General features: G+C 70.2%; 26 protein-coding genes, 2 pseudogenes and 1 riboswitch. Of the genes and pseudogenes, 10 read left to right on the top strand and 18 right to left on the bottom strand.

The annotated features are described in order from the left end of the window. Positions 1–9: 9 nt before the first annotated feature. Positions 10–588 (bottom strand): GNAT family N-acetyltransferase, encoded by a 579-nt coding sequence (locus PHA84_RS04110; RefSeq protein ID WP_270887112.1) that lies wholly within the window; start codon positions 586–588, stop codon positions 10–12. Between the two features lie 78 nt (positions 589–666). Here PHA84_RS04110 and ispF point away from each other — a divergent pair, with 78 nt between their 5' ends. Next, positions 667–1,158, top strand: a complete 492-nt coding sequence (ispF, locus tag PHA84_RS04105; RefSeq protein ID WP_270886827.1) for a 2-C-methyl-D-erythritol 2,4-cyclodiphosphate synthase — start codon at positions 667–669, stop codon at positions 1,156–1,158. A gap of 78 nt (positions 1,159–1,236) precedes the next feature. On the opposite strand, the gene PHA84_RS04100 is transcribed toward ispF, so the two are convergent. Beyond that, positions 1,237–2,850: an alkaline phosphatase family protein gene (locus PHA84_RS04100; RefSeq protein WP_270886826.1), complete on the bottom strand. Its 1,614-nt coding sequence runs from the start codon at positions 2,848–2,850 to the stop codon at positions 1,237–1,239. Positions 2,851–3,057: 207 nt separating this feature from the next. Here PHA84_RS04100 and cysS point away from each other — a divergent pair, with 207 nt between their 5' ends. The 3 genes from cysS (at position 3,058) to PHA84_RS04085 (ending at position 5,964) form a co-directional block, all read left to right on the top strand. Beyond that, entirely contained in the window at positions 3,058–4,512 is a 1,455-nt protein-coding gene (gene cysS, locus PHA84_RS04095) for a cysteine--tRNA ligase (protein WP_270886825.1), read from the top strand. Beyond that, the gene (gene rlmB / locus PHA84_RS04090) at positions 4,512–5,504 is read left to right on the top strand and encodes a 23S rRNA (guanosine(2251)-2'-O)-methyltransferase RlmB (RefSeq protein ID WP_270886824.1); all 993 of its coding nucleotides are present in this window, start codon (positions 4,512–4,514) and stop codon (positions 5,502–5,504) included. The genes cysS and rlmB overlap by 1 nt, the downstream gene beginning before the upstream one ends. Before the next feature lie 82 nt (positions 5,505–5,586). After that, complete coding sequence (locus PHA84_RS04085) at positions 5,587–5,964, top strand: hypothetical protein (protein WP_270886823.1); 378 nt, start codon at positions 5,587–5,589, stop codon at positions 5,962–5,964. A gap of 27 nt (positions 5,965–5,991) precedes the next feature. Here the strand turns inward: PHA84_RS04085 and PHA84_RS04080 are convergent, their stop codons facing one another. Continuing rightward, positions 5,992–7,242, bottom strand: a complete 1,251-nt coding sequence (locus PHA84_RS04080) for a DUF4032 domain-containing protein (protein ID WP_270886822.1) — start codon at positions 7,240–7,242, stop codon at positions 5,992–5,994. Positions 7,243–7,332: 90 nt separating this feature from the next. Beyond that, positions 7,333–8,445: an ABC transporter ATP-binding protein gene (locus PHA84_RS04075; RefSeq protein ID WP_270886821.1), complete on the bottom strand. Its 1,113-nt coding sequence runs from the start codon at positions 8,443–8,445 to the stop codon at positions 7,333–7,335. A 277-nt stretch (positions 8,446–8,722) separates the two neighbouring features. Here PHA84_RS04075 and PHA84_RS04070 point away from each other — a divergent pair, with 277 nt between their 5' ends. Continuing rightward, positions 8,723–9,736 carry a LacI family DNA-binding transcriptional regulator gene (locus PHA84_RS04070; RefSeq protein ID WP_270886820.1) on the top strand — a complete coding sequence of 338 codons (1,014 nt, stop codon included), beginning with the start codon at positions 8,723–8,725 and terminating at the stop codon, positions 9,734–9,736. On the opposite strand, the gene otsB is transcribed toward PHA84_RS04070, so the two are convergent. Together otsB and PHA84_RS04060 are read right to left on the bottom strand one after the other, a co-directional pair. After that, on the bottom strand, positions 9,733–10,503 hold the full coding sequence (gene otsB, locus PHA84_RS04065) for a trehalose-phosphatase (protein WP_270886819.1): 771 nt from the start codon (positions 10,501–10,503) through the stop codon (positions 9,733–9,735). The genes PHA84_RS04070 and otsB overlap by 4 nt on opposite strands. Continuing rightward, a complete protein-coding gene (locus PHA84_RS04060) occupies positions 10,500–11,927 on the bottom strand; it encodes an alpha,alpha-trehalose-phosphate synthase (UDP-forming) (protein WP_270886818.1) in 1,428 nt (475 codons plus the stop codon). Before PHA84_RS04060 ends, otsB begins: the two co-directional genes overlap by 4 nt. 199 nt (positions 11,928–12,126) lie before the next feature. Between PHA84_RS04060 and PHA84_RS04055 the strand changes: the two genes are divergently transcribed. From PHA84_RS04055 to PHA84_RS04040, 5 genes and pseudogenes are all read left to right on the top strand, one after another. Continuing rightward, positions 12,127–12,555: a CBS domain-containing protein gene (locus PHA84_RS04055; protein WP_270886817.1), complete on the top strand. Its 429-nt coding sequence runs from the start codon at positions 12,127–12,129 to the stop codon at positions 12,553–12,555. Between the two features lie 40 nt (positions 12,556–12,595). Beyond that, positions 12,596–14,296: a serine/threonine-protein kinase gene (locus tag PHA84_RS04050; protein WP_270886816.1), complete on the top strand. Its 1,701-nt coding sequence runs from the start codon at positions 12,596–12,598 to the stop codon at positions 14,294–14,296. Positions 14,297–14,306: 10 nt separating this feature from the next. Then, positions 14,307–15,086 (top strand): annotated as a pseudogene (locus PHA84_RS04045) (threonine/serine exporter family protein). Beyond that, positions 15,011–15,550: pseudogene (locus PHA84_RS20755) on the top strand (threonine/serine exporter family protein); the annotation flags it as partial. The pseudogenes PHA84_RS04045 and PHA84_RS20755, both read left to right, overlap by 76 nt. A gap of 222 nt (positions 15,551–15,772) precedes the next feature. Then, positions 15,773–15,925, top strand: a riboswitch (cyclic di-AMP (ydaO/yuaA leader). Positions 15,926–15,934: 9 nt separating this feature from the next. Continuing rightward, the gene (locus PHA84_RS04040; RefSeq protein ID WP_270886815.1) at positions 15,935–16,669 is read left to right on the top strand and encodes a transglycosylase family protein; all 735 of its coding nucleotides are present in this window, start codon (positions 15,935–15,937) and stop codon (positions 16,667–16,669) included. 61 nt (positions 16,670–16,730) lie between these two features. Here PHA84_RS04040 and PHA84_RS04035 read toward each other — a convergent pair whose 3' ends face one another. From PHA84_RS04035 to PHA84_RS03980, 12 genes are read right to left on the bottom strand one after another with little or no spacing between them, the layout of a single operon-like run. After that, a complete protein-coding gene (locus PHA84_RS04035) occupies positions 16,731–17,063 on the bottom strand; it encodes a gas vesicle protein K (RefSeq protein ID WP_270886814.1) in 333 nt (110 codons plus the stop codon). Then, positions 17,060–17,764, bottom strand: coding sequence for a GvpL/GvpF family gas vesicle protein (locus tag PHA84_RS04030; protein ID WP_270886813.1), 705 nt, complete (start codon positions 17,762–17,764; stop codon positions 17,060–17,062). The genes PHA84_RS04035 and PHA84_RS04030 overlap by 4 nt, the downstream gene beginning before the upstream one ends. Positions 17,765–17,766: 2 nt before the next feature. After that, positions 17,767–17,988: a gas vesicle protein gene (locus PHA84_RS04025; RefSeq protein WP_270886812.1), complete on the bottom strand. Its 222-nt coding sequence runs from the start codon at positions 17,986–17,988 to the stop codon at positions 17,767–17,769. Continuing rightward, a complete protein-coding gene (locus PHA84_RS04020) occupies positions 17,985–18,782 on the bottom strand; it encodes a GvpL/GvpF family gas vesicle protein (protein ID WP_270886811.1) in 798 nt (265 codons plus the stop codon). The genes PHA84_RS04025 and PHA84_RS04020 overlap by 4 nt, the downstream gene beginning before the upstream one ends. Next, complete coding sequence (locus PHA84_RS04015) at positions 18,779–19,246, bottom strand: gas vesicle protein (RefSeq protein WP_270886810.1); 468 nt, start codon at positions 19,244–19,246, stop codon at positions 18,779–18,781. Before PHA84_RS04015 ends, PHA84_RS04020 begins: the two co-directional genes overlap by 4 nt. Beyond that, complete coding sequence (locus tag PHA84_RS04010) at positions 19,243–19,509, bottom strand: gas vesicle protein GvpO (protein WP_270886809.1); 267 nt, start codon at positions 19,507–19,509, stop codon at positions 19,243–19,245. The genes PHA84_RS04015 and PHA84_RS04010 overlap by 4 nt, the downstream gene beginning before the upstream one ends. Further along, a complete protein-coding gene (locus tag PHA84_RS04005) occupies positions 19,502–19,759 on the bottom strand; it encodes a gas vesicle protein GvpG (RefSeq protein ID WP_270886808.1) in 258 nt (85 codons plus the stop codon). The genes PHA84_RS04010 and PHA84_RS04005 overlap by 8 nt, the downstream gene beginning before the upstream one ends. Beyond that, positions 19,750–20,496, bottom strand: a complete 747-nt coding sequence (locus tag PHA84_RS04000) for a GvpL/GvpF family gas vesicle protein (protein WP_270886807.1) — start codon at positions 20,494–20,496, stop codon at positions 19,750–19,752. Before PHA84_RS04000 ends, PHA84_RS04005 begins: the two co-directional genes overlap by 10 nt. Positions 20,497–20,508: 12 nt before the next feature. Next, entirely contained in the window at positions 20,509–20,973 is a 465-nt protein-coding gene (gene gvpJ / locus PHA84_RS03995; protein WP_270886806.1) for a gas vesicle protein GvpJ, read from the bottom strand. Between the two features lie 28 nt (positions 20,974–21,001). Continuing rightward, positions 21,002–21,247, bottom strand: a complete 246-nt coding sequence (locus PHA84_RS03990; protein WP_270886805.1) for a hypothetical protein — start codon at positions 21,245–21,247, stop codon at positions 21,002–21,004. 9 nt (positions 21,248–21,256) lie between these two features. Further along, positions 21,257–22,423 carry an SRPBCC family protein gene (locus tag PHA84_RS03985; protein ID WP_270886804.1) on the bottom strand — a complete coding sequence of 389 codons (1,167 nt, stop codon included), beginning with the start codon at positions 22,421–22,423 and terminating at the stop codon, positions 21,257–21,259. A gap of 3 nt (positions 22,424–22,426) precedes the next feature. Then, positions 22,427–23,359 (bottom strand): hypothetical protein, encoded by a 933-nt coding sequence (locus PHA84_RS03980; protein ID WP_270886803.1) that lies wholly within the window; start codon positions 23,357–23,359, stop codon positions 22,427–22,429. Positions 23,360–23,491 lie beyond the last annotated feature (132 nt).

The raw sequence follows: 23,491 nt of genomic DNA, 5'->3' as shown, positions 1-23,491 counted from the left end.
GGGCTGAGGTCACTGACGGCTGAGGTCCCCCGGGGCTGAGGGCCTCCACCCAGTCCTCCCAGGCTGTCCCCGGCTCCCGGGCCAGCCGGCGTGAAGGGTGCTCAGCCATCCGTCGACCATCCTCCCTCGCTCGACGAGCAGGTCGGGCACGAACGTGGGGATGGGGAACCCGCTGCGCCATACCGTCTTCGCGCTGGCCCAGTTGCCTGCGTGGGCCTGCCATCGAACGAGCTGCCACCCGAGCGTGTCGAAGGCATGGCCCAGGACCAGACGGACCGCCTGCGACATGACCCCCCGCCCGCGCAGGGCAGGGTGGGTGACGAAGCCGAGGTCACCCGCACCCGCGTCCACTGGCATGACCCGCAGGTCGATCGTGCCGGCATAAGCACCGTCCAGCTCCACCGCCCAGGAGGCGAACGTGGAGGACGGCCGGAGCAGACCCTCCAGATACTCGCGGGCCATCCCACGGGTGTACTCCAGCGGGATGGTCGTGTACCGCCTGGTCTCCGCGTCGAGGCACCGCTCGTAGACGGCGTCGAGATCGCCCCGGCGATGGGGTCGGAGGAGGACGAGCCGACTGCTGAGCAGTGGAACGTCGAGCAGGCCGGTCAGCCCCGCACGCTAGCGCGTCGCCAGGGCAGGGGAGGTCGGTGGTTGGATGGCGGCATGGACCTCACCGGCATGCCTCGCACGGGCATCGGGGTCGACGTGCATGCCTTCACGACGGACCCGGCCCGGCGGCTGTGGGTGGCAGGGCTGATGTGGCCGGACGAGGCCGGGCTTGACGGCCACTCGGACGCCGACGTGGCGTGCCATGCGGCGTGTGATGCGCTCTTCTCCGCCGCGGGAATCGGTGACCTGGGCGAGCACTTCGGGACCAGCCGGCCGGAGCTTGCCGGCGCCTCGGGGGTGGAGCTTCTGACAGAGGCGGCCCGTCTGGTCCGGCAGGCAGGGTTCGAGATCGGCAACGTGGCGGTACAGGTGGTCGGCAACCGGCCGAAGATCGGCGGCCGCCGGGGGGAGGCAGAGGGCGTCATGGCGGCTGCCGTCCGCGCTGCCGTGTCGGTCAGCGGTACGACGACGGACGGCCTCGGGCTCACCGGGCGCGCCGAGGGGCTGGCCGCCGTGGCGACCGCCCTGGTCGTCCCACGAGCCTGACCGTCCCGGGGACAGCTCCGGCCGGTACGAGGGTGACCGGCCGGACCTGGTGCTGGCCTCGACCCGGGGCGGTGGACGTCAGTGTCCGTTGTCCACGTGCCGCCCCCCGATAGCGACGGCTGGACCGAGGTCGTGGACCGACGCATCGCGGGTCGACAGCGGCGCCAGCCCGAAGCTGTGCTCGATGGTCGCGAGGATCGACGTCGTGTCGTAGACCTCGTGGCTCACGCCCGAGTGCTTCATGCCGGCGGAGAGCACCAGCGCCGGGATCCGTGTCCCGGGGCCCCACGCGTCGACCTTGGGCGGCGCGACGTGGTCGTACGAGCCGCCGAACTCGTCGTACGTGACGATGATCAGCGTCTGGCGTCCTTGTGGCCCGGCGGTGATGGTCTTCACGAGGTGGACGAGGGCGTCGCTTCCCTCGTGCTCACTGGCGTATCCAGGATGCTCGTTCTCCGTGCCATAGGGCTTGACGAAGCTCACCTGGGGGAGCGTCCCGTTCTCGGCTGCGGCCTCGAACTTGGTCTGGTCCTGCAGATGCGAGCGCCCGGGCGCTCCCTCCGCATAGTTGGCGAAGTAGTTGAGGGGCTGGTGGTGGAACTGGAACGTCTTGCCAGGGTGACCGGACGCGGCCTGGTCCCAACCACCGGCGTACCAGTTCCAGCTCACGCCAGCTGCGGAGAGCTCGTCACCGATGTTCGGGAACGCGGTGTCGTCGATGAGGGGAATCTTGGCGCCACCCCCGGCTGGCCTAGAGGACGGCTGGACGGTGTTGACCGCGTAGTCGCCGCAGGCCGCCACCTTGGGGTCGTCCCCTGCGGCGCACTTCCGGGTGAGCGCTCCGTCGGCGAAGGGGCCGGTCGGCGTGTAGAGCGGGTACTTGTTCACCATGCCGTTGGAGTCCAGCACGGAGTTCTTTGCAAGGAGGGCTCCGTGCGACGTGTCCAGGGGCGAGCGAGCCGCCACCAGCCACTGGTGGTTGAGGAAGGAGCCGCCGAAGGCCGCCTGGAAGAACCGGTCCGCCACGACGTAGTTCGGGGCGTGCGGCGAGTGGAGGTACTGGTAGATCGGTAGCGCCTTGGTGTCGTAGCGGCCCATCGTCAGGCCGGTCGCGTCGGACCCGGTCACGTACCGGTCCTGCTTCCCACCGTCGATCTGGTACTGCTCCTGGTAGAAGCGGTGCACCTGGTCCCGCGTGCAGCCTCCCTCGAGCCCGGCGCCCTTGAGGACACCGTTCGGCGCCGATTGGCCCGGCCGGGGACACGTCGTGTCCTCCCGCTTGATGAAGTCGTCGATCACGAACGCGCCGTTGGTGAAGCTGCTCGCGGTGACGCCGTGCGAGGCGTCCTGGCACGTGTTCGGCAGCGGCGGCGACTCGAGGTTCACGTCGGTCTGCGGCAAGCACCGGTATGCCGTGCCGTCCTGGGCGACCTGGGTCACGGCGGGCTGCTGGGCGCCGTCGACGACGTCGGGGCCGACGCGGCCCCACGAGCCGTAGAGGTTGTCGAAGGAGTGGTTCTCCTCGTAGATGACGACCAGGTTGCTGTAGCCCCCTGGCAGGGGACCGGGAGCGGCGTGGTTGCCGTGGTCACCGGCGAGCACCGGAGCGGACTGCGCCTGCGCCGGCATGGCGGCGGCGGCCAGGCCCAGAGCGGCGACACCGGCGAGCGCGGCCAGCAAACGAGCTTTCATGGGTGGTCCTCTCTGGAGGCCCGTGCGGTGCGGGCTTCGATGGGCACGTGCTCGTGACCCCGGGCCCGGAACGCCTGACAGCTGTCATGCGTGGGGTGGACTTCTGGTGCCCATCGAGCCGCCTCCCAGAGTGGCCCTGCCGTCGGCGTCTGACAAGACCGGCTGTCCGTTTCGGCTGGTCCCCGGCCCGCGGGTAGCCTTGCGCGCGTGAGTCTTCGCCTGTACGACACTGCCGCGCGCCAGCTGCGCGACTTCGCGCCGCTGGTTCCCGGCAAGGTGGGCATCTACATCTGCGGACTCACCACGCAGAGCGAGCCGCACATCGGGCACGTCCGGTTCGCCGTGGCGTTCGACGTGCTGCGTCGCTGGCTCGCCGGTCGGTACGGCTACGAAGTGACGCTGGTCCGCAACGTCACGGACATCGACGACAAGATCCTGGCGAAGTCTGCTGCTGCCGGCGAGCCGTGGTTCGCCCTGTCCTATCGCAACGAGGTCGCGACGGCGGCCGCCCTCGCCTCGCTCGGCATCCTTCTGCCGACCTACGAGCCGCGGGCGACGGGGCACATCACCGAGATGGTGCAGCTCATGGAGACCCTCGTCGAGAAGGGGCACGCCTACGCCGCTCCCGACGGCAGCGGGGACGTGTACTTCGACGTCAAGAGCTTCCCCGAGTACGGTGCGCTGACCCACCAGCGGATCGACGACATGGAGGCCGCGGAGGACGCCGACCCCCGAGGCAAGCGTGACCCGCGTGACTTCGCCCTGTGGAAGGGGCGCAAGGAGTCCGAGCCGGACACCGCCTCCTGGCCGACCCCGTTCGGCGCGGGTCGTCCCGGCTGGCACCTGGAGTGCTCTGCCATGGCCCGCAAGTACCTGGGGGACACGTTCGACATCCACGGCGGAGGGGTCGACCTTCGGTTCCCGCACCACGAGAACGAACAGGCGCAGTCGCACGCGGCGGGGCTCGGCTTCGCGAACTTCTGGCTGCACAACGCCTGGGTCACCCTGGGCGGCGAGAAGATGAGCAAGTCCCTCGGGAACAGCCTCGTGGTCTCCGAGGTCACCAAGCTCGCCCGACCGCTGGCCCTGAGGTACTACCTCACCGCAGCGCACTACCGGTCCACCATCGACTACTACGAAGGCTCGCTCCAGGAGGCGGAGGCCACGGTGGAGCGCATAGAGGGGTTCCTCGCCCGGGCCCAGCGGGTGCTTCCGGAGCTCTCCACCGAGCCGGACCCGACCGCCATCCCCCAGGCATATGCCGCGGCCATGGACGACGACCTCAACGTCAGTGGCGCGCTGGCCGTGGTCCACGAGACGGTCAGGGCGGGCAACACCGCCATCGACGAGGCGGACCAGGAGGGTCTCGCGTCGGCCTTCGCGGCCGTGCTGGCCATGACCGACCTCCTGGGAGTCAACCCGCTCGACCCGCACTGGCACGCCGGTACCAGCTCCGGCGACGGCGACGCGAAGGCCGCGCTCGATGCGCTGGTGCGCGACCGGCTGGGCGCCCGGGAGGCGGCCCGCGCGGCGCGCGACTACGGCACGGCGGACGCCATCCGCGACCAGCTCGCGGCAGCGGGGATCCTCATCGAGGACACGGCATCGGGAGCGCGCTGGTCGCTGGCCCGCAGAGGCAACGACGAGGCAGGCGGCGACTGATGGCAGGGAACTCCCAACGACGTGGAGCGGTCCGCAAGGGTACGTCGAAGAAGGGCGCGTCGGTCGGCTCGGGGGGCCAGCGGCGGCGAGCGCTGGAGGGCAAGGGGCCTACCCCCAAGGCCGAGGACCGTCCCAAGCACAAGGCCAACCGGCTGGCCAAGGCGGCGGACAAGCGGGTGGCCGGCGGTTCGCGCACCGGCAGGCCCGGCCCCCGCCCCGCTGCCGGTCGTGGTGGGTTTCGGCGCAGCGGCAGGCAGTCGAGCGAGATCGTGGCTGGGCGGAACGCGGTCGTGGAGGCGCTGCGGGCGGACGTTCCCGTGACGACCATGTACGTTGCCGGACGGATCGACTCGGACGACCGCGTGCGCGAGGCTCTCAAGACGGCCACGGCGAAGGGCATCGCCATCTTGGAGACTCCCCGCGGCGAGCTCGACCGACTGACTGAGGGGGCCGTGCACCAAGGCCTCGCCCTGCAGGTGCCGCCTTACGAGTATGCCCATCCCCACGACTTCATCGACCCGGAAGCGCCGGGCATCCCTCTCGTCGTCGCGCTCGACGGCATCACCGACCCCCGGAACCTTGGCGCCATCATCAGGTCCGTCGCCGCCTTCGGCGGGCACGGCGTGGTGGTCCCCGAGCGACGATCGGTAGGCATGACGGCCAGCGCCTGGAAGACGTCCGCGGGGGCCGCCGCGCGGGTCCCCGTCGCGTTGGCCGCCAACCTCACGCGCGCCCTGGAGGAGTACCGCAAGGCCGGCTTCTTCGTTCTGGGCCTCGACATGGACGGTGACGTCCAGCTGCCCCATCTGGACCTCGCGACCGAGCCCATCGTCATCGTCACCGGGTCCGAGGGAAAGGGGCTCTCGCGCCTCGTGCGCGAGACGTGCGACCAGGTCGTCTCCATCCCGATGTCCTCGGCGGTGGAGTCGCTCAACGCCGGCATCGCCACCGGTGTCGCGCTCTATGAGGTGGCTCGGCGTAGGGCGTTGTAACCACGCAGAACAGGACAAGTCCGCTAGCGTTCGGGACAGTCGCGCCACGGGGCAGCGACGCATGACCTGAAGGGACTCCAGCATGTCCGACTACGGCACCCCGCCGCCGCCACCGCCGCCCGGTTCGGGATCAGGCGGGGGCTACGGCGCTCCTCCTCCGGCCCCCGAGTACGGCTACGGCGCCGGCCCGATGGGTCCGCGGGACCACCCCCAGGGCACCATCATCCTCATCCTCGGGATCCTGTCGCTCGTGTGCATCCAGCTGCTCGGGCCGGTCGCCTGGGTCATGGGGAACAAGGCCATCCGCGAGATCGACGCCAACCCCGGCGCCTACACCAACCGCGGCACGGTGAACGCCGGCCGCATCTGCGGGATCATCGGCACCGCACTGCTCGTCGTGGGTGTGGTTCTGTGGATCATCCTGCTCGCCGCGGGAGTCATGTCCTCCGGCAACAGCTGAGGCGTACTCGATCGCGCGAGTGGCGCGTCACAGGTCGTCGAACATCGCAACGACCGGCATCTCGACCGTGTCGACGCCCACCACCGTGGCCTCGTCGGGCTTGCTCGGCAGGACCGTGGCCACATAGTCCTGGATGGCGTCCTCGATCGGCACGTCGTGACCGGCTCGCTCCGACATGTACCACCGGTGCTCCAGCACCTCGTGGAACAGCTCGGCGGGCTCCAGCTTGCCGGCCAGGTCACGCGGGACGGCGCGGGTGATCGGCTCGTACACCCGGGTCAGCCATTCGTGCGCCACGATCTCCTCGTCGTCGTTCTGCCTGTCCTGCGAGGCCCGGTAGGAGTCCAGGTCGTTGAGCAGGCGGCGTGCCTGGTTCTCCTCGACGTCCAGTCCCGTGAGCCTGAGCAACCGTCGGGAGTGGTGGCCGGCGTCGACGACCTTGGGCTGGATCTGGATGTGCGTCCCGTCGAAGTCGGTGGAGATCGACAGCTCGTCGACGTCGAAGCCGAGGTCGTTGAGGCGGCGGATCCGGGAGTCGACCCGCCACCGGTCGCCGCGCTCGAACCGCTCCAGCTCGGTGAGCTCGGCCCACAGCTCGGCGTAGCGGGTGACGATCTGGTTGGAGGTGTCGACGGGGTCCGTGCCGGCCTCCAGATACCCGCCGGCCTCCAGGTCCATCAGCTCCCCGGCGATGTTGACTCGGGCGATGTCCAGGTCGTGGTCGCGCTGGCCGTGGGACAGGGTTTGGTGCAGCTCGCCGGTCTCGGCGTCGACCAGGTACGCGGCGAACGCACCCGCGTCCCTACGGAACAAGGTGTTCGACAGCGACACGTCGCCCCACCAGAAGCCCGTGAGATGAAGGCGGACCAGCAGCACGGCGAGGGCGTCGATGAGGCGGGACGAGGTCCCAGGGCGCAGCGACTGGCTGAAGAGGGCGCGGTAGGGCAGCGAGAACTGCAGGTGTCTGGTGATGAGGCACGCGTCCAGCGCGTTGCCCTGCCGGTCCAGGCGCCCGCTGACCACGCCGAAGGGCTCGACGCACGGGACCTCGAGCCTGTTGAGCACCCGGAGCATCTGGTACTCGCGCTCGGCGATGTCCGCCTTGATCTCCTTGACGGCCAGCACCCGGCCAGACAGCTTGACGAAGCGGACCACGTGCCGGGAGATGCCCCGCGGTAGCGCCGCGAGGTTGTCCTCGGGCCACGTCTCGAGCGGCAGCTCCCAGGGGAGGTCCAACAGCGCGGGGTCCGGCCGTGACGCGGTGATGTTCAGAGCCACGCGCTCATCCTCCCTCAGGCCCGGCTGGGCGCAAACGGCGCGTGGCCGGCCCCCGGGTGGGGGACCGGCCACGCGGCATAGTGCGAGGGGTCAGTCGCCGAGGCGCGCACCCGACTCGGCGTCGAACAGGTGCAGGTGACCCTGCTTGGGGGCGAGGTAGACGGTATCGCCCTTCTTCGGGGGACGGCGGCCGTCGACCCGGGCGATGAACGGCTTCTCCGGTGCGTCGTTGTCGTCGTCCGCCTCGATGTGCTGGCGGGCCTTGGTGGAGCCGTAGATGTAGGCGTCGGCCCCCAGCTCCTCGACGACGTCCACGGTGACGGGGATGCCCTGGCCCTCGGTGGTGAGCTCCAGGTCCTCCGGCCGGACTCCCAGCGTGAGGTTCCCGCCCGACGCGCCAGCGAGGCGGGCCCGCTCGACCGGGACGGTGGAGCCGCCGACGTCCACTCCGCCGTCGCCCGCCTGCACGTCGAGAAGGTTCATGGCGGGGGAGCCGATGAAGCCGGCGACGAAGACGTTGTTCGGGTGGTCGTACATGTGCCGGGGGCTGTCGCACTGCTGGAGGATGCCGTCCTTGAGCACCGCCACGCGGTCGCCCATCGTCATAGCCTCCACCTGGTCGTGCGTGACGTACACGGTCGTCACCCCGAGCCGTCGCTGCAGGCTGGCGATCTGGGTGCGGGTCTGGACCCGCAGCTTGGCGTCGAGGTTCGACAGCGGCTCGTCCATGAGGAACACCTGGGGGCTGCGGACGATCGCCCGGCCCATGGCCACCCGCTGGCGCTGGCCACCGGACAGGGCCTTCGGCTTGCGCTCCAGGTACTGGCTGAGGTCGAGGATCTTGGCAGCCTCCTCGACGCGCTTGCGGATCTCGCCCTTGTCGACGCCGGCGATCTTGAGCGCGAAGCCCATGTTGTCCGCGACGGACATGTGGGGGTAGAGCGCGTAGTTCTGGAAGACCATCGCGACATCGCGGTCCTTGGGGGACAGGTTGGTGACGTCGCGGTCACCGATCCAGATCTTGCCGGCGTTGACCTCTTCGAGGCCGGCCAGCATGCGCAGGGAGGTGGACTTGCCGCACCCGGAGGGGCCGACGAGGACGAGGAACTCGCCGTCCTCGATATCGATGTTGAGCCGGTCCACAGACGGCTTGTCGTTGCCCGGGTAGAGCCGGGTAGCCTCGTCGAACTTGACTGTTGCCATGGCGTCTTTGCCTTTCCTTCACCGGCAGGAACGTGCCGGACGATCCGTTGTAAAGGTGGAGCGCCCTCGGACTTCGGTGTCCGGGGTGGGCCCAGTCTGGCCCAGGAGGCGCCGATCCGCCAACACCTGTCCACCGAGACCGGAAACCGCTTGCGCCAGCGCGCCTGCCACATCGGCCCTGAGGGTTTGAAAGATCTTGCAGGGGGTAGTGCCAGAAGTGCTGCAAGTTCTTGCTAGGTTCGGGGTCGCCCGCACCCCCGGACGAGGAGCCCACACCGTGAAGGCCCGACTGGCCGACATCGCCGCCCACGCCGACGTCAGTGAAGCGACCGTCAGCCGGGTGCTCAACAACAAGCCCGGCGTGGCACACCACACGCGCGAAGCCGTCCTCACCTCGGTGGACGTGCTCGGCTACGACCGGCCCGCCAGGCTACGCCGCAAGACGACGGACCTCGTGGGGCTCATCGTGCCGGAGCTGACCAACCCCATCTTCCCGGCCTTCGCCCAGGTCATCGAGACAGCGCTGGCACGTCACCACTTCACCCCCGTGCTGTGCACCCAGACTCCCGGCGGCGTGCACGAGGACGACTACGTCCAGATGCTGCTCGACCGCGGGGTGGCCGGGATCATCTACGTGTCAGGGCAGCACGCGGACGTCACCAGCGACCCGCACCGGTACACCGCCCTACGCGAGCGCGAGCTGCCGATCGTGCTCGTGAACGGCTACAACGAGACGATCGACGCCCCCTTCATCTCCAACGACGACGTCGCGTCGATGGAGCTCGCGCTCACGCACCTGGTGCAGCTCGGGCACCGCCAGATCGGGCTCGCGATCGGCCCGGACCGGTACGTGCCCGTGATCCGCAAGATGGAGGGTTTCAGGTCCTCGATGCGCTCCCTGCTCGGCCGCGCCGACGTCGAGGAGCTCATCGAGCGCACGATGTTCTCGGTCGAGGGCGGAGACGCTGCCGGCGCGCGCCTGATCGAACGAGGCTGCACCGCAGTGGTCTGCGGGTCCGACCTCATGGCGCTGGGCGCCATCCGGGCCGCTCGCAGGGTCGGCATGCGCGTGCCCGAGGACTTCTCGGTGGTGGGCTACGACGACTCGCCACTCATCGCCTTCACCGACCCTCCGCTCACGACGGTCCGCCAGAGCGTCCAGGCGATGGCCGAGGCCGCGGTGCGTGCGCTCCTGGACGAGATCGCCGGTGAGCCGGCGCCACGAGCGGAGTACATCTTCCGTCCCGAGCTCGTGGTCCGCGCGTCGACAGGGGCCTGCCCGTCGCGCTAGCCGCAGGCGCTCGAGCGCAGCTCGAGGAGCAGCGAGAGCACCTCGGCGGCATCCTGCGGCGACTCGACCCGGAACCGGGCCCCGGTGTCCCCGGGTCCCACCTTGACCGTCAGGTCCTCGCTGCCGAGCGCGGCGAAGGCGTCCTCGTCGGTCACGTCGTCCCCGAGGTACGCCACCGCGCTGGCGCCCAGCATCCCGCTCAGCCGCAGGAGGGCGGTCCCCTTGTCCGCGTCCACGACGCTGGCCTCCACGACGTGCTTGCCCTGGAGCACATGCACTCCGGTATGCCGGGCCGTCACCGCTACGGCGTCCCGCTCCGCCGCCCCTGCAGCCTCCGGCGACATCCCGCGCGTGTGCAGCACCACCGCCGCCGGCTTGTGCTCCAGGGCAGAACCCGGGTGGGCGGCGCTGACGGCGGCGAGGTCCTCCACGAGGCCCTTCAGCCTGTGCCGTTCCTCCTCGCCGAGGCCTCCTGGACCTGCGTCGCTCGACTCGGCCCCATGGCTGCCGATCCGGCTGACGGCGCTCTGGTGGAGCCCGGTGAGCCGGGTCAGCGTCTCCAGATCACGGCCGCTGACGACCGCCGCATACGTGTCGGGCAGGGCGGCGAGCCCCTCGAGACACTCGATGGTGCCGGGCAGCGGGCGCGACGCGCCCGGGTCCTGCACGAGAGGGGCAAGCACCCCGTCGAAGTCCGTGGCCACCAGCAGGCTCGACGAGCCCGCGAGGCGCGACGCTGCCTCCCGCAGGTCATCGGGGACGGTCACATGCTGCCCCGTTCGGGAGCGTGCTTCAGGTTGTCGAGGAACCGAGACGCCCACCGCTGGACGTCGTGGTCGGCCACCCTGCGCCGCATCGCGCGCATCAGCCGGCGCTTCTCGCGTCCCGGAGTCTCGATCGCGCGCATGATCGTCTGCTTCACGCCCTCGATGTCGTGGGGGTTGCAGACGAAGGCCTGGTGCAGCTCATGGAAGGCGCCGGTGAACTCCGAGAGCACGAGGGCGCCACCCTCGTCGTACCGGCAGGTGACGTACTCCTTGGCCACGAGGTTCATCCCGTCGCGCAGCGGAGTCACCACCAGCACGTCGGCCGCCAGGTACAGCGCAGCCATCTCCTCGCGAGGGTAGGAGTGATGCAGGTACTGGACCGCTGGTGCGCCGATGCGGCTGTGCTCGCCGTTCATCCGGCCCACCTCACCCTCGATCTCGATCCTCAGCTCGCGGTAGGCGTCGACCCGCTCCCGGCTCGGCGTCGCCACCTGGACGAACATCTCCTGCGGCGGTGAGACGCGGTCCTCGGCGAGCAGCTCACCGTAGGCCTTCAGACGGTGGCCGATGCCCTTGGTGTAGTCGAGGCGGTCCACGCCGAGCAGCAGCGTCTGCGGGTTGCCGAGCGACTCGCGGATCTCCTTGGCGCGCGCGACCGTCTCGGGCCTACGCGCGAGCTCCTGCAAGCCGCGGAAGTCGATGGAGATGGGCACCGCGCTCGCCCGCACCCGGCGCGCGTCCCCGGCTCGGGAGACGGACACGGTGTCGCCCTTGGTGGGAAGGCTGAGCAGCTGGCGGCACGCCCGGACGAAGTTCTGGGCGTCTGCGACCCGCTGGAACCCCAGGTAGTCCGCACCGAGCAGGCCCTCGAGGATCGCCCGGCGCCACGGCAGCTGGGCGAAGAGCTCGACGGCCGGGAAGGGGATGTGGTTGAACCAGCCGATCCGGACGTCCGGGCGCAGCTCACGCACCATGGCGGGGACGAGCTGCAGCTGGTAGTCGTGCACCCACACCGTGGCGCCCCTCGCAGCCACCTCGCAGACGGCCTCGGCGAACCTGCGGTTCACGGCCTCGTATGCGGCGAACCAGAACCGGTGGAACGTCGCCGGGACGATGACGTCGTGGTAGATGGGCCACAACGTGTCGTTGCTGAAACCCTCGTAGTAGTGCGCCACCTCGTCCTCGGAGAGGGGGACCGGGCGCAGGTACATGCCCTCCTGGTCGAAGGACGCGGGCGCCTCGCCGGCCTCGCCCGCCCAGCCGACCCAGGCGCCGTCGCGGCCGCGCATCACCGACTCCATCGCGGTGACGAGGCCACCGGGGCTGGTCCTCCAGGAAGTGTCACCGTGCTCGTCGACGACGCGGTCCACGGGCAGGCGGTTCGCGGCGATGACCAGGTCGAAGGTGGGCTGGCTGCGCGGCACGGCTCATCAACTCCAGAGGGGTGGCTTCCGGTCCAACCCTATGCCGGGCGGTCCGAGCGCTGGCATACCCCCGGTGAAAAGGGGCGGATCGCCCGGGGCTGTGACGTGGCCCGTGACATGGACGCCTGCGGAGAGGGAGCCTCCTGCGGCGGCGTCCGACCCCCTAGCGGCGGCCCTGCCGGCGGTCTACCGTCTGACCATGAGGATCTCGGACGTGGTGCGCCGCAAGGGCGACAAAGTTGTGACCGTGCGGTCGGACGAGACCGTGCAGCGGCTTCTGGACCTGCTCGCCGAACACCGGATCGGTGCGCTGGTCGTCAGCGACGACGGCGAGAGTGTCGACGGGATCGTCAGTGAGCGTGACGTCGTGCGACAGCTACAGCAGAGAGGCGCGGACGTGCTGACGGCGCCCATCTCGAGCATCATGACGGCCGAGGTGGAGACCTGCACGCCGGACGTGCCGATCGAGCAGCTGGCGCGCACGATGACCGAGCTGCGCATCCGTCACGTCCCGGTCGTCGTGGACGGCAAGCTTCGGGCCATCGTCAGCATCGGCGACATCGTGAAGCACCGGATCGACGAGCTGCAGTCCGAGCGCGACCAGCTCGTGGGATACATCCAGCAGTAGCCTCAGGGGTCTCGCCCGTGCCCTCCCTTACCGTAGGGGGATGACGACGGAGGCCATCACGGGCGGCGACGGGTCCACGGGCGCCGCCGACGGCTCCCGGGTCGGCCCGTACCGCCTCATCCACCACCTCGGCGAGGGCGGCATGGGTGTCGTCCATCTGGCCCTCGACCCGCACGCGCGCGCCGTGGCGTTGAAGCTGCTCCGGCCCCACATCGCCCACGACCGTGATGCGCGGAGCAGGCTGGCCCGTGAGGTGGACGTGCTGGGGCGCATCCGCCACCCTCGGATAGCGGCTGTGCTCGACGCCGACCTCGACGGGCCCCGGCCCTACCTGGTGACGCGCTACGTCCCCGGGCCCTCCCTGGACGCGGTAGTTCAGGAGCGCGGTGCGATGAGAGGGGAGGCACTGCTGCGCCTGGGGCGTGGGCTGGCAGACGCCCTGGACGCCATCCATTCCGCCGACGTGATCCATCGCGACCTCAAGCCTGGCAACGTCCTGCTGCTGGACGACGACCCGGTCGTCATCGACTTCGGGATCGCCCACGTGGCCGACGACGTACGCATCACGATGACCGGACTCGTCATGGGAACCCCCGGCTACCTCTCGCCCGAGGTGGTCGAGGGCGGCCGGGTCACCGAGGCCACCGACTGGTGGGGCTGGGCGGCCACGCTGGCCTTCGCCGCGAGCGGTACGCCCCCGTTCGGACGGGGCCCGCTGGACGTCGTGCTCTCCCGGGTCAGCCGCGGGGAGCCCGACCTCGGCGGCGTGGACCCGCGGCTGGTGCCGCTCCTGCAGGCGGCCCTGTCACCGGAGCCGCGCCAGCGCCCGGAGGCCGCCGAGGTCGTCGAGGCGCTGGAGCGGTACGCCCAGGGCCGACCCGTCGACGCCGGGCTCCCCTCCGCGGGCCGACCTACCCAGGTGCTCTCCCAGCGCCCCACCTCGCGGTGGGAAGGACCCGTCCCGGCTCCGGCCGACGGCTTCAGGCAGGCCGGCGGCAGCGAGTCGGCAGTCGCCTGGCGCCCTGAAGCACCGGTGCAGGCCTGGTCGCCGGCGGAGGAGGAGCTGCTGCCCTGGGACGAGACGGCAGAGGACTCCTCCGACTGGCAGGCCGCGTGGGACGGTGCTCCGGGCGAGGCTGACCCGCGCATCGGGCGTCCCTCCAGGACCGGGACTCTGCTCGCCCTCCTGCTCGTCCTCGTGGCAGCCGCCGCGACCTTCCCTGTGGTCGCTGCCGTCCTGGCGGTCGCCTGGTCGTGGGTGGCCCGTACGGCGGACCGGTCGGTGACCTCTCTGGTCCTGCGCCGACACGAGCATGGTCGGCGTCGCTCCGATGTCCCGCTGGCGGTAGTGGCGAGCCCTTGGCATGTCTTGGTCGGGGCCCTGGCGACGGTCGTCAGCGCTCTGCTGCCGCTGGTCGTCGGGGTGTGTGCGGTATTCAGCACAGCTCTCGCGACGATGGCCGTCACCGGTGGCTCACCGCATCCGAACACGGCCCCGGCCCTGGCGGTCGGCGGCATCGTCGCCGCGCTCGTGGCGTGGTGGGGACCGGGCGGCTCAGGGCTGCGGCGGGGGACCCGGAGCGTGGTGCGCGGGGTGAGCCGGGGCAGGACCGGGACGAGGATCGCAGTGGCGCTACTGCTCCTCGGTGCGGTTGCCTGCGCCCTTGCGGGTCTTCGCCAGGGCGGTTCGCCCGAGTGGTGGCCGGCCCAGGCGCCGTCGGCCACGCTCCCCGGAATGTGACGCAGGCTCCATGACAGCAGGCCACCCCACCCCGCGTTCACGTCAGCGGACGCTGCGACGCAGCCGGCTCTGGCGCGGCGAGGAGATCACGCAGACGCTGCCGATGGTGGACTCGCTGCGGCACACGCCGTACCGCAACCCACGGGTCCGTCAGGCGGCCGCGCAGGAGCGCGAGGCGCGAGCGTCGCTGGACCTCGCGCTGCGGGTCGGGGAACTGATGCTGCGCTGCGGAGCCGGAGCGCCGCAGGTCGAGTCCTCTGTGGTGGCTGTCGCGGCTGCCGCCGGGCTGGACAACCTCGAGGTGGACATCACCCTGCAGTCCCTGCTCATCCAGTGCACGACGGCAGCGGGCACGCCGATCACCATGCTGCGCGTGGTGCGGTCGGCGACGAGGGACTTCGCCCGGCTGACCGCGGTCCACCAGTTCGTCTAGAACCTCGTCGCCGGCAGCTTCGACCGGGAGGCGGCCGCGCCGCGGCTTCGCGAGATCCGGCGCGCGGCGCGGCTTCGCGAAATCCGGCGCGCGCCGCGCTTCTGGCCACGGTGGACGGTGCGCGGTGCGCTCGGCGTGCTGTCAGCCGCCCTCGCGGTGATGCTCGGCGCGGGATGGTTCGCCGCAGCCGTGGCCGGTGGCTCCGCGCTGCTCGTCGGGTATGCCGCGCGGGCCCTACGGCGTGGAGGCGTGCCCGACTTCTACCAGTGCGCCCTCGGCGGATGTTCGCGGTGTTCCTCACCACGGCGGGAATCATCCTCGGCGTGGCGACCGGGCTGTCGGTCACGTTCGCGCTGACGGAAGCGTTCGGCCTGCGGCTGGCGTCGCCGTCCATCCTGGGTACCAGGGCCCTGAACGCGCCGCTCGGTCTCGCCGTCGTAGGGGCCTTCGTCGTCGGGATCTCCGTGGCGGTCTCGCTGCGGACGAGGCGGTCGCTCGTACTGCCCTCAGGTGCCCTGTGCGCGCTGGGGGTCGTGGTCGCCCTCGGTGTGGGGCACCTCGACGGTCTCGGACCGCTCGCTGCCGCCGGGGTGGCAGCCACCGTACTGGGCTGCGTGGGCAGGCTCCTTGCCCTCCGGCTGGGAGCGCCTGCCATGGTGCTGGCCGTTCCGGCGTCGTACGGGCTGCTGCCGGGGCTGGCCATCTTCCGCGGGCTGTACGAGATGGTCAACGGGTCGAAGGCGGGCTCCGGCACGCTGTCTCAGCAAGGCGGGATCACCACGTTGCTCGGCGCAATGGCCGTGCTCCTGGCGATCGCTGCCGGAAGCGTCCTCGGGGGAGCTGGTTGCCGCGCCGTTCGACCACCGGATCGTGCAGAAGCGCCGCGCCCGGCGTCGGTAGTGGGGACCCTTCTCCCCTACTTTCCGGACTCGGGTTGTCCGGAGCGCGATCCACCCGTACCTTGTGACGAGCGCTTTTCGCGCCATAACTTCACACCGCATACCCACACGCAGCCATGCACTCCACCGCGCCGAGCCTCGTCAGGTGGAGTTTCACCGGAAGATCTCCGGGCAGACGAGGACGGGGGACCCAACTCGGCCGCCATGGTGGCCTTGGGGTGAAGCCGGCCCAGGCCGGCCGGGCACCTGACAGCCCGAACCCGACAGCTCACCTCGAAGGCGCCGGTCAGGAGAGGACCCCCTTCAATGTTCTATGCCCCGAAGCACTCTGCTCGGAAGGCCAACCCCATTCGCCGTCGTATGACGGGCGTCGCCGTCGCCGGCATCGCCACTGTCGCCGGTGGCCTCGTCTCTGCCGGCTCGGCCTCCGCCGCAGGCACCGTCTGGGACCGCGTCGCCGCCTGTGAGAGCGGCGGCAACTGGTCCATCAACACCGGTAACGGCTTCTACGGTGGCCTCCAGTTCACCCGGTCCACGTGGAGTGCCTACGGTGGCGGTCGCTACGCCGACACGGCGAACCACGCCACCAGGGCTCAGCAGATCGCCGTCGCTCAGAGGGTGCTCGCCTCACAGGGGCCGGGCGCCTGGCCGGTGTGCTCGCAGCGGGCCGGCCTGACCCGGTCCAACGGTGGTGCGGTGTATGCGGGCTCGACGGCGACCCAGGTGGCGTCGCGGTCCTCGGTCCGTCGGGCCCCCGCGCAGTCCCACGTCGCCTCCAGCGGCAGGCTCGTGGTCGACGGCGTCCGCGGTCCCAAGACCAACGCGGCCATCGAGCGCTGGGTCCGCGGCTCGGTGAACGGCTCCCTCTCCCGCTCGGACGTCCAGGCCCTTCAGCGCAAGGTCGGCTCGGGCGCGGATGGCATCATCGGCCCCAAGACGGTCCGGGCGCTCCAGGGCAAGATCGGCGCTCGCAAGAATGGCGCCCGGTCGCTCGACAACGCCACCGTGCGTTCGCTGCAGAGCTACCTCAACCGGCACTGACCCGAGGCGGCGTGACCCGAGACGGTATGACCCTCGGTGCACAGAGCCGAGGGTGGGCCGCCTAGAGCAGACGGCCGAGCGGTCCGAGGTCGATGTTGAGGTCCTCGGGCCGCAGGCCGAAGTGTTCGCGGAGCTCGGTCATGCGCTGGTCCAGCAGCATGAGCGTCTGACCGAGTCGCTCGACCTCGTCCTCGGTCAGGTCGTCGTGCTCCATCCGGCGGATCGCCTGGCGTTCCATCAGCTCCCGGAGCAGCTCGACCAGGGTGAGGACGAGCTGGACCAGGCCCTTCTCGACCGTCTCCGGATCCGCCGCCACCCTGCCGGACAGCGCTGGCAGGGCGACGTGCGTGCTGTCGTCGCCCAGGGGCCAAGGAGACTCCTGCGACGAGGTCATGAGCCGCGACTCTCGGTGAAGCTCAGAGCGGCGAACGGCCCCGTCACCACGACGTCGACGTCCCCCCGCGCGCGGGCCCACGCTTGCGTCGCCTCCTCAAGGCCTGTGCTGCTGCGCCTGGGGACGAGGCACGCCAGCCGCACCTCTGTCTTGGCCCGGAGCCGTCTGACCTCTGCGCAGTACGAGGTCACGGCTTCCTCGAGCTGCTCGGCCAAGCCCTCCAGAGCCTTGTGGGCGGCCGCTCGTGACGTCAGGTAGTCCCGGCCGGCCCCTGGGCGCAGGGTCCGCTTCGGGGCGTCTGTCTCCATGCGTGCACGCCCTGCCGGCTGGTGAGACGCCTGCAGGGGTTGTCCGCTTGGGGAGGCGTGCACGATGACCTCCACCATGCCGTCGAGCCGCGCCAGCTGCGCGAGCCACTCCTGCTCGCGGCTGCCGACCAGCTGGGCCAGCTCGGGAGCGGTGGCGACGCACGTGCCGTACCGGAACGGCAGTGCAGTGCTCGCCTGCGCGATCGACGTGAGTGTGTGCCCATACGCCAGGACCTCCGACCGGTCGCCTCGGGGGGGCTCCTCGACGGTGGCGTAGAGAACGCCCAGATCCCCGTGGTCGAACCTGGACAGGCGGACGCCCGGGGCGCCGGCACGCCCCTGCGTCACAGCGGGGTCCGCAGGGCTGGCCACCACGGCGTACAGCAGCAACATCCTCAGGGTCCTGGCGCCGGCCGTCTGGATCGGCCCCGCCGGATGGACTCGTCCACCGCGTACGCCGGTGCCAGCACGAGGCGCAACCCCACGTAGACCAGGTCGACGTCAGCGACGGACAGCACGATGTCGCCCGTGACCACTACGCCGCCGTCGATCACGCGATCCAGCAGGTCCACCAGTGCCACGTCCTCCCGGCTCCCAGGAAAAGGCTGAACGCTCATGCCGGGGACCCGCCGTCGGAGGGCCATGTCCAATCGGTGAAGTTGTACGGCGGCCAGGGGCCCGTGACCTCAAGGCTCATCCCCTCGAGGCCCAAGGCCTCGGCAGACGTGCGGGCCTGCTCCCAGAACTCCTCGGTACGCGCTCGCGACACGAGGTAGGCGGCGTTCAGCATCATCGGCTCGCCTCGTCCCGAGAGCGCTGGGTCCTGCAGCGGGTTCACCCGGGCGTGCGTCGCCGCACGGGTCAGGGACTCGTGAGCATCGAGCAGCACGGCCTGCCGACCTGCGTGGACGTGCTCACGCGCTCGCGCGGAGTCCAGCCGGCGCTGAAGGTAGTCACGGCCAGTAGAAGGCGGCGGCTCCTCACCTGACGGCTCGTCGTGACGGTCCCGGCCGGCCAGGTACACCTTCGCCCCGAGCTCCACGTGGCCGCGGACGCGGTCGAACGCCTCGGCGAGCTCGTCCCACTGCGAGCGGAACTGGGTCTCGAGAACTGCCACGCTCTCGTGGATGCCCGGAAGGCGAAGGGGAAGGACATCCACCTGCTCAACGAGCGACTGGAGGACGGCGTGGTGCTGCCGGACCACGACTTCTAGCCACCGTGGGTCCTCGGCGTGGTGGCGCCACGCCGCTGGGCCGTACCGGTCCGCGCTCAGCTCGCTGACCACCGCGGCGAGGCCGCCCAGGTCAAGGGTGGCCAGGTCCGAACTGTCGATCCCCTCGGTCACGGCGGGAGTCGCCCCCGCCGGCACGAGGCCGTAGGCGTGGACGACGGTGGGCTCAGCGGTGCTCACCGGTCTGCGTCCCCCGCCGGCTGCGCCTCACCCGTTTGAGCCTCAGCAGACCGGACCTCCGACGGCCGGCGTTCACCGGGACGTGCGTCCGTGCCGTTCTCGGTGGAGCGACCGGCCACCCGCTGCTCCAGCGCAGCGAGCCTGCGTTCGAGCTGGTCCTGATGCCCGTTGCCGCGGTTCTCCTCGCCGCCCGTGCTCACGAAGGGGTCCGACTCCCACCAGTTGATCCCCATCTCCTGGGCCCGCTCGACCGAGGCCACCATCAGTCGGACCTTGATGGTGAGCAGCTCGATGTCCAGCAGCCTGACCTGGATGTCGCCCACGATGACGATCCCCTTGTCCAGGACGCGCTCCAGGACGTCCGCAAGGTTCTGCGGCGGCTGCCCCCGCATACCGACGAAAGTGGGGCCGGTCGGCGGGACCGCACCTGTCGGGGGCCTTTCGCGGGCGGGGGACTCGCTCATGACTCGTCCACCTCGGCGCGTAGGTAGCGCCGCAGGCGCGTGTATCCGGTGACGTTGCCGTCGAGGTCCACCTGCACCTCGTAGCTGGCCATCACGTCGGTCGTCTCGGGGACCCGTTCGACCTCCAGCACCTCGACCGTGACGCGCCACTCGCCGTCAGCCCGATGGATTCCCGTGACTCCTTCGGCCGGGCAGCCCACCAGCTCCCCGACGGCGTCAAGGGCGATGGCACCGGCCCTGCGCAGGCTCACGTGGTCAGCCATCCGTCGCTCCTAGCGGGTGAGGCGGCTCAGGGGGGAGCAGGCGCTGGAGCAGCTCGTCCTCGAGACGATCGGCCTCCTCGTCGTCGATCTGGCCGGACTCGCGCAAGGCCTGGACCTCGGAGAGGGCGCGCTGGACGGCCGCAGGGTCGCCCCACGACCGCCACGCTTCCTGCTGCAGCTGCTCGGCGACCCACACCACCCCGCGCACGGGGGCCAGAGGAAGGGTCAGCAGGCCAGTGATCAGGCCCATGAGAGCTCACCCGCCATGGCTGGTTCGACGAAGGAGTACGGAGGCTGAGGACCGATATACCGGATGGTCATGCGATGGCCGTAGTCGTCCCGCAGCCCGCCCACGGCGTGGTCGAAGTCGAGGCGCCGACTCCGGGCTACCAAGAACGCAGCGTGCAGCACCTCGGTGTCTCCCAGAGCCTGTGGCTGGCCCACTGCGGTGGCCAAAGGAGCCAGCCGCTCCATCATCATCGCGCCGTCCTCGATGGTGAGGTCCTCCAAGGCGGCGGCCACAGCCTGCCCGAGCTGGACCTGGGCCAGGTCTCCAGCCTGGCCCACCCGTTGGAGCCGGTCCCTCTCGGCCACGAGATCCGGCCAGCGGTGCAGAACCTCGCGCAGGGCCGGTTCCTCCTGATGCAGCGCTTGGACAGTGAGCTGCACGTGCTCCTGGAACACGCGGAGCAGGTGAGCCAGCTGCGCCCGCTGCTGCGTGAGCACCCGCTCCCGCACGGCGTCGTCGTCCTCGAGGGCGATGCCGAACTGGAAAGGGACGACCGTGGCTTCCTCGACGCAGCGTTCCAGCACGTGCGCGTGGGCAAGGAGGTCCCGACGGCCGGCGTGGCGGTCGGGGTCCACGTCACTGATCAGGGCGTCGCGCTCACCGTCCGAGACGCGCCTCACGGGAGCCTCTTGCCGACCCTGGAGGTCGTCCGGAAGGCGTGCCTGCGCACTCACCACGCCATACAGGTGGACGACCACGGTCTCGCCTCCTCACTCGCCTCGGTCCCGCGGTCTGCGGGACTGTTGTGAACTCCCTCGCCCTGAGTCGGAGCGGCCACCCGATGAGCGAGCGGGCTCCTTCTCCCTGTCATCTTCGTCCTGGTCGTCCGTCGAGAACAGCTCCCCGAGCTTGTCCTTCGCTCCCTCGATGGCGCCGGAGGTCTTTCCCTTGGCCCCGGAGCTGTTGAGGTCCTCCATCAGTTCCGGGATCCCCGCCGTCTCGGTCTGGGTGAGGTCGAGACGGTTGACCGCCTGCGCGAACCGCAGGTAGGTGTCGACGCTTGCGATGACGATGCGAGCGTCAATCGTGATCAGCTCAATACCGACGAGCGAGACACGGATGTAGATGTCGATCACGAGCCCCTTGTCCAGGATCGTGTTGATGACATCTGCCAGGCTGCTGGGGGCTGGACGTTCGAGGTAGCGGTTCGTGGGACGTTGCTGCGTGATAGTCAATGCCGTTGCCTTCCAGGTGCGTACGAAGTCAGTTCGGGGTCGCGGGCATGTCGACTTCCTCCCGCTTGAGCAGGCGCCGTCGGATGGAGGAAAGGTTCCCTCCGAGGGCCCTGGCGAGGCTGGCCTTGTTGCATCCGGTGAAATAGCCGATACACCAGCCCAGCAGCTGCATCGAGTCCTCCATCGCGCTCCGGTAGCGGTCGACGTCGTACTCGAGGTGCTCGATGCGCAGCTCTAGCTCCTTGACACGGTCCGCATCCGCATCACCGGCCATGGCGGTGTCCTAGGACTCGTTGGAGGCGTTGGCGTTCGTGCGCTCGCGCCCTGACGGCTTCTGCGCCGGGCGGGAGCTCGAGGACTGCGGGCGGGAGGCTGGGCGCTGCCCGGAGCCTCGCTTCATCGGAGGCTTCCCGCCGGATCCGGACTGGCCGCCGGAGTCCTTGCCCTGCGGCTTGTCGCCGGATCCAGACTGCCCGCCGGAGTCCTTGCCCTGCGGCTTGTCGCCGGATCCAGACTGCCCGCCGGAGTCCTTGCCCTGCGGCTTCCGCCCCTCGCCCGCGGAGTCCTGGCCGCGCTGCCCCTCGTCCTGGCCGCCCTCGTCGTTCTGCTCGGACCCCTGGTCCTCGCCGGACGATGCTGCCGGATCCGGGTCCGTGACGTGACCTTCGTGGATCTCGCCGGGCCAGCCCTGTACCTCGTCCTGGTGGATCAGCGTATGCGTGCTGGCATGCCGCGCGAAGTGCTTGAACTCCAGCCGAGCGCGTCGGCCCTGGGCCCGCCAGATGTTGCCGGTGTGCTCGAACAGTCCCTTGGGGTGGTACTCGAGCACCATGAGGATCCGGGTGAGGTTGGGGGCCAGCTCATGGAATGTGACGGCGCCGTCGACGTGTCCCTTGGGTCCCTGGGACTTCCAGACGATCCGCTCGTTGGGCACTTGGTCGATGATGTTGGCGTCCCAGGTCCGGTGCGACCAGAAGATCTGCGCCTTCCACTTGACCTTCTCGTCCTCTTCCTGGCTGACGTGCTCGACCTTCTTCATGAACGTCGGGAAGTCCTCGAACTGGGTCCACTGCTGGTAGGCCTTCTCGCGGCTCAGCGGTACGTCGACGCTCTCCAGGATGTTCGTGACCTTGAGCTTCTTCCCACCCCCGCCGCCACCGAGGTTGCCGAAGGCGCCCTTGACCTTGTCCGTCACCTTCTCGGCGGTGGCCTTGGCGCCGGCCGCCAAGGGCGAGTCGCCCTGTGCCATGTTCTTCGCCATGGCGCCTCCCGTGGAAGCGCCGGAGGACACGTTGGTGAGCCTGTCCGCCACGGACCCGATGCTCGAGCCGACCTTGTCGATGCCGCGATGCGCCAGAGCTTCACCGAAGCTGGCCGCCTCCGACTTCAGGCGGCCCAAGGGCAGCTGCGACGCCAGGCCCGACATCGAGGAACCTTCGGAGGGAGCCATGGGTCAGCCCCTCTCTGCTGCGCTCGGCGTCGCGCGACGACGGCGCGGCGAGGCGGCGCGGGGGTCCGGCCGACCCGGGGCGTCACCGTTGTGGGAGCCCTGTTGGTCGCCGGGCTGTTCGTCGTCTGAGTCCTGCTCGTCGCCCTCGTCGTCGTACGTGTCCTCCGCATCATGACGGGAGCTTGCCGAGGGACCGCCGTCGCCGTCGCTCCCACTCTCCTCTGAGTCGTCCGAGTCCTGCTCGTCGCCCGCCTGCTGGTCCTCGTCGGAGTCCTGTTCGTCGCCCGCCTGCTGGTCCTCGTCGGAGTCCTGCTCGTCGTACGAGTCCTCCTCGTCGCCGGTCTGCTGCTGGTCGCCGGAGTCCTGCTCGTCGCCCGCCTGCTGGTCCTCGTCGGAGTCCTGCTCGTCGCCCGCGCGCTGCTGGTCGTCGGAGTCCTGTTCGTCGCCGGCCTGTTGCTGGTCGTCGGAGTCCTGTTCGTCGCCGGCCTGTTGCTGGCCGTCGGAGTCCTGCGATTCGGCCTGGGGGCCGTCATCCTGCTGTGCGCCCTGAGGGCCGTCGTCCTGCTGTTCGTCCCCCTGGCCCTGCTGTTCGTCCCCCTGGCCACCCGCGGACTGGGAGACACCAGCGGCGTCGCGCAGCCCTGCCGCGCGCTCGTTCAGCCGGTCGCTCATCCGGTTCATCTGTGCTGAGGCCACGCTGATGGCGGCGGCTCGGGCCGCTTCGAGCACCTTGGAGGCGAACTCCTCGCCCAGCTGCTGCATCGCAGGGTTCGAGGCCATTCCCGAAGTACCCCGTTGTACCAGCTCCAGCCCGCTACTACGGACGTTCTTGTTGGCGAGTGCGCTGCCCACCGCCACGGCGAGCCGCAGCTTCTTGAACCTGCCAAGCAGGTATCCGGCCGCTACGGCGGCTCCTACACGCGAAACATCTGACATCCCCGGCTCCTTCCTGGGTGGCCGCTGTTGCGGCCACCACCAATTCACGCCCTGTACCCGACCGGTCGGAACACAAACTCGTGGTGCCGTCAGACCGCTGCCGGGACGGCATACAACGCGGTTAGTGGGGTA

This window comes from Pedococcus sp. 5OH_020 (assembly GCF_027812955.1).
Taxonomy (GTDB): Bacteria; Actinomycetota; Actinomycetes; order Actinomycetales; family Dermatophilaceae; genus Pedococcus.
This window is presented reverse-complemented; position numbering and strand designations above follow the sequence as displayed.